Origin of the sequence: Halorubrum sp. Ea1 (assembly GCF_002252965.1) — an archaeon.
In the GTDB taxonomy this organism is placed as follows: domain Archaea; phylum Halobacteriota; class Halobacteria; order Halobacteriales; family Haloferacaceae; genus Halorubrum.
In genome coordinates, this window is the sequence record NZ_NHPG01000094.1 from 38,743 (window position 1) to 43,495 (window position 4,753).

Annotated in this window: 5 protein-coding genes; 3 read left to right on the forward strand and 2 right to left on the reverse strand. The window is 72.0% G+C overall.

Translation table 11 applies throughout. The annotated features are described in order from the left end of the window. Positions 1-103: 103 nt before the first annotated feature. Together DJ73_RS11565 and truA are read left to right on the forward strand one after the other, a co-directional pair. A complete protein-coding gene (locus DJ73_RS11565) occupies positions 104-613 on the forward strand; it encodes a universal stress protein (protein WP_094558014.1) in 510 nt (169 codons plus the stop codon). Beyond that, positions 610-1,524 carry a tRNA pseudouridine(38-40) synthase TruA gene (gene truA / locus DJ73_RS11570; RefSeq protein WP_094522253.1) on the forward strand — a complete coding sequence of 305 codons (915 nt, stop codon included), beginning with the start codon at positions 610-612 and terminating at the stop codon, positions 1,522-1,524. The genes DJ73_RS11565 and truA overlap by 4 nt, the downstream gene beginning before the upstream one ends. On the opposite strand, the gene DJ73_RS11575 is transcribed toward truA, so the two are convergent. After that, entirely contained in the window at positions 1,521-2,069 is a 549-nt protein-coding gene (locus DJ73_RS11575; RefSeq protein ID WP_094522254.1) for an Rrf2 family transcriptional regulator, read from the reverse strand. The genes truA and DJ73_RS11575 overlap by 4 nt on opposite strands. A 418-nt stretch (positions 2,070-2,487) precedes the next feature. On the opposite strand from DJ73_RS11575, the gene nadE reads away from it, so the two are divergent. Further along, positions 2,488-3,480: an NAD(+) synthase gene (gene nadE, locus DJ73_RS11580; RefSeq protein WP_094558015.1), complete on the forward strand. Its 993-nt coding sequence runs from the start codon at positions 2,488-2,490 to the stop codon at positions 3,478-3,480. 41 nt (positions 3,481-3,521) lie between these two features. Here the strand turns inward: nadE and DJ73_RS11585 are convergent. Continuing rightward, a partial coding sequence (locus DJ73_RS11585; RefSeq protein ID WP_094558016.1) for a M28 family metallopeptidase occupies positions 3,522-4,753 on the reverse strand: 1,232 nt, incomplete at its 5' end.

Genomic DNA, 4,753 nt, shown 5'->3' on the forward strand with positions numbered 1-4,753 from the left:
CTTCGGCCGCCTCCACCCGCCGATCCGTCCCGCTCGCGGGTCGACTGCGCCGCTCGCTCGAACGGCCGGTATCGTTTTGCACCCGGCCCGAGCAGTGCCGGGTATGTACGACGACATCCTCCTCCCGGTCGCGCCGGGCGGCGAGTCGAACGACGCCGTCCCGCACGCCGCCAGCCTCGCCGAGCGCTACGACGCCACCGTCCACGTCGTCTCCGCGGTCGACACGCTGGCGCAGACGCTCGGCGGGCCGCAGGCCGGAGCGTTCGCCGAACGGATCGAGGACGCCGCGCGAAAGCGCGTCGAGACGGTGACCGCGGAGCTCGATGACGCGGGGGTCGACGTCGTCGGCGACGTCAGGCAGGGCGAGCCGATCGACATCATCGAGGCCGCCATCGAGGACACCGGCGCCGACATCGTCGTGATGCCGAGCCACACTCGCAGCGGCCTCCGGCGAGTCCTCCTCGGAAGCGTCACCGAGAAGATAGTCCGGGTCTCTTCCGTTCCCGTCGTCACCGTGCCGATGGCCGTGGACGGCGACGACGCGACGACGGGCGAGGATGCGACGACGGGCGACGCCGACGGGGGCGACGACCGGTCCGCAGACGGGACGTGACCGCCGCCGCGACGACTCGCGCGTTCCGGGTCGCGTACGACGGCCGCGAGTACGCCGGCTTCCAGCGCCAGCCCCACGCGACGACCGTCGAAGGCACCCTCCTCCGGGCGCTCGCGGAACACGGACTGCTCGATCGCGGGGACGGGCCGACGCACGCGACGCCGCCGGGCTACGCCGCGGCGGGCCGCACCGACGCCGGGGTCTCCGCGGTCGCGCAGACGGTCGCGTTCGAGGCGCCGACGTGGCTCACGCCGCGGGCGTTCAACGGGCACCTCCCGGGATCGGTGCGCGTCTGGGCGGCCGCGGACGTCCGGGACGGGTTCCACGCGACGCACGACGCGGTCCGGCGGACGTACCGGTACCACCTCTACGCGCCCGCGGCGGGTGCCTCCTCGCCGGCCCCCGACGGCGCCGTGGACGACGGACGCGTCCGCGACGCCCTCGATCGGCTCTCGGGCCGCCACGACTTCCACAACCTGACGAGCGACGACGCGGGGACCGTCCGGAGCCTGACCGCGACCGCGTCCCGGGACGGCGACCTGCTCGTGGTCGAAGTCGCCGCCGACGGCTTCCCGCGCGCGCTGGTCCGCCGGCTCGTCGCCGCGGTCCGGGCGGTCGGACGGGGCCACACCGAGCCGTCGCGGATCGACCGCCTGCTCGACGCGGAGCCGGTGCCGGGGGAACTCGGCGTCGGCCCCGCGCCGCCCGAGCCGCTGGTGCTGTGGGACGTCGCGTACGACGGGGTCGCCTTCGACGTCGACCGGGAGGCCGCCGAGAGCGCCCGCGTCGCCTTCGGAGAGCGGTACCAGACGGCCCGTCACGCCGCCGCCGCGACGGGGGCGATCCGGGACCGGATCGCGTCGGGGGACCGCGTCGAGTCCGCGGAGCGCCGCGACGGCGACGCCTCTTAGTCGGCCGCGCTCACCTCGGCGGCGTCGGCGGACGGGGTCTCCATCCCGTCGACGCGCAGGAGGAGGGTGTTGCCGTCGACGTTCGTGGCGTCGACGGTCCCCGAGAGGCGCAGCCCGGCGGCCGGCGTCGGACCGACGGTGACGTGATCGCCGGCCTCGAAAGGACCGACCGGGCCGCGGATCACCAACTCAGCGCGGCAGAGTTCGGGGTTGGCGACGCTGGAGAGGTCGATCTCCTCGACGTTCACGCCCTCTACCGGGTCGCCGTCGACGGCGACCGGCGTGGTCTCGGCGTCGTCCATCCGCTCGACGCCGAGAGTCTCGTAGGCGCCGTCGGTGGGGACGTACCCGCCGTCGGGCCCCGGGACGCCCTCGACCAGCCGGAGGTCCCGAAGGCTCTGCATCCGGTTCCGGACCGTGCCGGCTTTGCGATCGATCGACTCGGCGATGTCACCCCCGGAGACCGGGAGATCGGCGTTTTCCGCGAGGTTCACGAGCGCGGTCAAGACGCGTTTCTGACTCGTCGTGAGCTGTATCGTCGACATACACGAATCCAACAAATTGATATGGATAAACGTTTGCTTCTACGCACCTTATATTCTTGATACAGTAATTGGGCGCCGAGTAATCCCACAAACATATGTTATTAGTGCCAAAATGCACATAGAACAGAACTCCTGTTACTCCATATGAGACACAATCTGCGTATCAGCTATCTTTCGCTGTATGACCCCGAATTTCTTTATCAGTATTCCGTATTTACACTGGTATCTGAGATAATTCTCACAATACCTTATATAGTTGGCACCGTGGGTATTTACCCGTCCGTTCGGAAGCGGGAGTCGAACATGAATCGTCGAACCGACGGTCGACCGCGGTCGGGTCCCCGCCGAGCCGCGGTCCCGGACCGCGCCACGCCGTGGAACCGCGGAGCGACGACGGGGACGACCGGAGGCCCGAACGATGAGTGATCGGGGGTCTCCCGCCTTCGAGGGCGACTCGTTAGACGGGCGCGCCGCGGGTTCGGTCCGGTCGGACGCTCGCGACGAGACGGCTGCGACCGACGGACCGCACGCCGGCGAGTCGGTTCCCGACGACGTCACCGGCGACGGGGACCGTCGCCTCCGCGACCCCGGTGACGAGCGCGAGCGGGTCCGCTCGTTCCTCGACTCGCGGGTCGCGGCCGCCGGTGCCGAGGGGGTCGTGGTCAACATGAGCGGCGGGCTCGACTCCACGGTGACCGCGGCGCTGGCCGTCGAGGCGCTCGGCGCCGACCGCGTGTACGGGCTGATACTCCCGTGTAACAAGGTCGGCGCGCACCACGCTCGCGACGCCGAGGCACTGGCCGAGGCGCTCGGGATCGATCACGACACGGTCCACCTCCACTCGCTGTTCGCGCAGTTCGGGGCGGTCGCGCCCGACGGCTTCGATCTCCACGACGAACCGGTCCTGTCCGGCAACGCCGTCGCTCGGCTCCGGATGACGCTCGCGTACCTCGCCGCGAACGCGACGGACCGCCTCGTCTGCGGGACGGCCAACCGGAGCGAGCTGCTGCTCGGCTACTTCACGAAACACGGCGACGGCGGTGCGGACGTGCACCCGATCGGGCACCTGTACAAGACCGAGGTCCGCGCCCTCGCGTCCGAGCTCGACGTCCCCGAGTTCGTCGTCGAGAAGCCGCCGACCGCGGGATTCCTCCCCGGACAGCGCGACGCCGACGATCTGGGCGCCCCGTACGAGGTCATCGACCGCGTGCTCCGGCTCGGCGTCGACCGCGGGCTCGGCGCCGCGGCGATCGCGGAGCGGCTGTCGGACGGCGAGGAGGACGACGTTGACGTCGACGAGGAGGGCGGCGTCGACGTCGACGAGGAGACCGTCGCCGACCTTCTCGACCGACACCGGGCCACGGCTCACAAGCGCACGACGCCGACCGTGCCGACCGGGCGCGGGCCGTAGCCCTCTCCGTCACTCCCTCCGTACCGCACGACTGACGCGCGCTACTCCCAGCCGTCGGGCCAGAGGTCGGCCGCGCGCATCCCCGTCTCGAAGTCGGCGTCGCGGAACTCGGCGACGAGTTCCTCGCGGTCGAGCCGGGGCACGTCGCGCTCGGCGGCCGCGAACTCGCAGACGAGCAGCGCCGTCAGCATCGCGTGCTCCCGGACGTTCCGGTCGTCGACCTTGTCTCGCGTGTCCGCGTGCGTGTGACCCCAGCCGCGGCCGCGGTCGCCGGAGTCGCTGTGAAGCTGGAGCGCCGGCACCCCGCGGCGGACGAACGGCCACTGGTCGGAGAACGGGTGCGGCTCCGCGTCCACCGCGATCGGCTGGCGGGTCGCCGTCGACACCGACCTCGCGACCGACGCGGCCGCGTCGGAGGCGTGCGCGAGCGCGACGAGGTCCCGGTGGCGCCCCGCGCCGTCGACGTTGATCACGCCCCGTATCCGGTCGAGGTCGACCGTCTCGGCCAGGTGCTCCGCGCCGAGGAGCCCGACCTCCTCGGCGCCGACGGCGACGACGTCGACGCCGATCGGAAGCTCCGCTTCGGTCAGGATCCCCGCCGCGGTCGCCACGGTCGCGATCCCGCAGCCGTTGTCGAGCGCCCCCTCCGCGATGTCGTGGCCGTCGTAGTGGGCGAGCAACAGGAGCCGCTCGTCCGTGTCGGGCCCGACGCGGCCGACGACGTTCCGGCTCTCGCCGGGCTCGGTCGTCGCCTCGACGGTGAGCTCGGCCTCGGCGGCCGCGTCGCTCGCGACGTGCGTCCCGCCCGCGCCGCCTCCGCCGGCCGCGTACTCCCGGAGCCACGCGCCGGACTCCTTGGAGACGCCGACCGCGACAGCGTCGGCCTCCCCGCCGAACGTCAGCGAGCCCGTCGGCGGGAGCTGCCCGTCGAGGTGGTTGACGAAGACGAAGCCGACCGCGCCCGCCTCGATCGCGTACCCGAACTTCTCCATCCGGTGGACGAACCGACCGTCCGGCGTCGTCGTCGAGGCGACGGCGATCCGCCCCTCGACGTCGCGCTCGTCGATCTCGGCGGGGGTGCCGTACCCCACGTCGACGAGCTCCCCGGAGACTTCGCCGGCGGGCGAGTACGGGAGCGCGATCGACTCGAACTCGCGGACCGAGCCCTCTCCGTTCCGGTTCGGGACCCGAACGCGAAGCGACGCGCGTCCGCGCTCCCACGCGTCCAGTTCGAAGGGCTCGGTGTCGACGTCGGCGAGCCCCGCGCGCTCGG